This is a genomic window from Gemmatimonadota bacterium (assembly GCA_009838645.1).
Taxonomy (GTDB): Bacteria; JAAXHH01; JAAXHH01; order JAAXHH01; family JAAXHH01; genus JAAXHH01.
This window is the reverse complement of sequence record VXRC01000002.1, coordinates 159301-161233: the sequence shown is the minus strand read 5'-3', so window position 1 is coordinate 161233 and position 1933 is coordinate 159301. Positions and strand designations below refer to the sequence as shown.

The following is a 1933-nucleotide window of genomic DNA, read 5'->3' as shown; positions in this document are numbered from 1 at the left end:
ATCCTCGATGCTTGTTAAGGCTATAGTCGGAAAAGGCCTTTAAAAACCCGCAGAAAACTGAGTATTCCGCCTTCGGAGGTTACGAGTCTCCCGATCACCCGCCTTCCGGTTTCGGCATGACCGCGCCGCAGATCCTGCAGGTACGGTGTTCTTCGCTGTTGAAGAACCGGTTCATGACGGGGGGCAGCTGGCTGACGATGTCTTCCAGTTCGAAACGTTCCTCGTAGAGTTTCTCCCCGCAGCTTTCGCAATACCACATGAACCCGTCGATTTCACCGCTTCTGCGCCTGGTTTCCATGACCAGGCCCACGGTGTCCGACGGTCTCTGGGGCGAATGGGGAACCCCGGCGGGAAGGAGGAAGATCTCGCCTTCCCGGATCGGGACGTCCACCGGCTTGCCTTCGTCGATGATCTTCAGGACGATATCGCCCTCCACCTGGTAGAAGAACTCCTCGCCTTCATTGTAGTGGTAGTCCTTGCGGGCGTTTGGTCCGCCGACGACCATGACGATGAAGTCTTCGGCCTCCGTATAGACGCACTGGTTGCCGACGGGTGGCTTGAGCAGGTGCCTGTGTTCGTCTATCCAGGCCTTGAAATTGAATGGAGCCGTTACGGCCATGATCGGACCTCCTTGTTCAGATCGTAGCGATGCACTTCAGTTCGATGGCAATTTGGGTGGGGAGCCGGGAAACCCCGACCGTGGTGCGGCAGGGCTGATGCTCCCGGAAATACTCGCGGTAGATCCGGTTGAATACCGTGAAGTCCTTTTCCATGTCGGTGAGGTACACGGTGATGTCCACGAGGTTCTCCCAGGCGCTGCCCGCGTCTTCCAGGATGGAGCGGACATTGTGGAAAACGGCGTGGCACTGCTGCTCGATATCGTAGGACGCGATCTCGCCGTCCGGCCCCAGGGTCACGCCCGGAATGTCCTGCCGTCCCCTGATGCGGGGCCCGATGCCCGACAGGAACAGCAGGTTCCCCACCTTTCGGGCATGGGGATAGGGTCCCACCGGCTCGGGGGCCCGATCGGAATCGTAATGCTGTTGCATGGCCGTGTCTCCGCGTTCCGCCTGGTCTTGCGGGATATCGTCCGTACCGTCCGTACCGTCCATACCGTCCGCTACATCTTGATGCACACGTTCTTGGGCTCGGTGAAAAACCGCAGGGCTTCGAATCCACCCTCGCGGCCCACGCCCGACTGCTTCATGCCGCCGAAGGGCGTGCGGAGGTCACGCAGCATCCAGCAGTTGATCCAGATAATACCCGCGTGCAGGCGTTCGGCCACGCGGTGGGCGCGGCCCAGGTTGTCGGTCCAGACCATGGCGGCCAGGCCGTAGGGCGTGCCGTTGGCCTGGTCCACCGCTTCGTCGTCGGAATCGAAGGGCAGGAGCGTCACCACGGGACCGAAGATCTCTTCCTGGTTGGTCCGGCAGTCCGGCGACAGGCCCTCGATTACAGTGGGCGCGACGAACCACCCGTCCTTGCAGCGGCCGTTCACCCGCACCCGTTGCCCGCCGCAGAGGACCCGCCCGCCTTCTTCCCTGGCCAGTTCCACGTAGGACAGGATCTTGTCCATATGCGCCTCGGACACGACGGCACCGAGCCGGTTGCCGGTATCCCTCGGATCCCCGACGGCCAGCCCGCGGGTCCGTTCGACGAAATCGTCCCGGAAGGTCTCGTACAGGGGCCGTTCGATGAGGATGCGCGGACCGCACAGGCAGATCTCTCCCTGGTTGGAAAAGGAGGACAGCAGGGCGGTCTGCAGGGTATCCTCGTAGGGACAGTCCGCGAAGACGATATTCGGGTTCTTGCCGCCCAGCTCCAGGGAGACCCGCTTGAAGTTCGGCGCGGCCGCCCCCCCCCAACGCCAGCGCCCCGACCCCCCCCCCCCCCCGGCGAAACCCACAAACACCGACGGCGAGGGACACACCGC

The 1933-nt window shown here is 62.8% G+C and carries 3 protein-coding genes; all 3 read right to left on the bottom strand.

Translation table 11 applies throughout. The features are described 5' to 3' along the window. Nucleotides 1-94: 94 nt before the first annotated feature. The gene (locus tag F4Y38_01460; GenBank protein MXY47945.1) at nt 95-619 is read right to left on the bottom strand and encodes a 3-hydroxyanthranilate 3,4-dioxygenase; all 525 of its coding nucleotides are present in this window, start codon (nt 617-619) and stop codon (nt 95-97) included. 16 nt (nt 620-635) lie between these two features. After that, nucleotides 636-1049 carry a RidA family protein gene (locus tag F4Y38_01455; protein ID MXY47944.1) on the bottom strand — a complete coding sequence of 138 codons (414 nt, stop codon included), beginning with the start codon at nt 1047-1049 and terminating at the stop codon, nt 636-638. 71 nt (nt 1050-1120) lie between these two features. Beyond that, on the bottom strand, nt 1121-1933 hold an 813-nt coding region (locus tag F4Y38_01450), incomplete at its 5' end, for an aldehyde dehydrogenase family protein (protein ID MXY47943.1).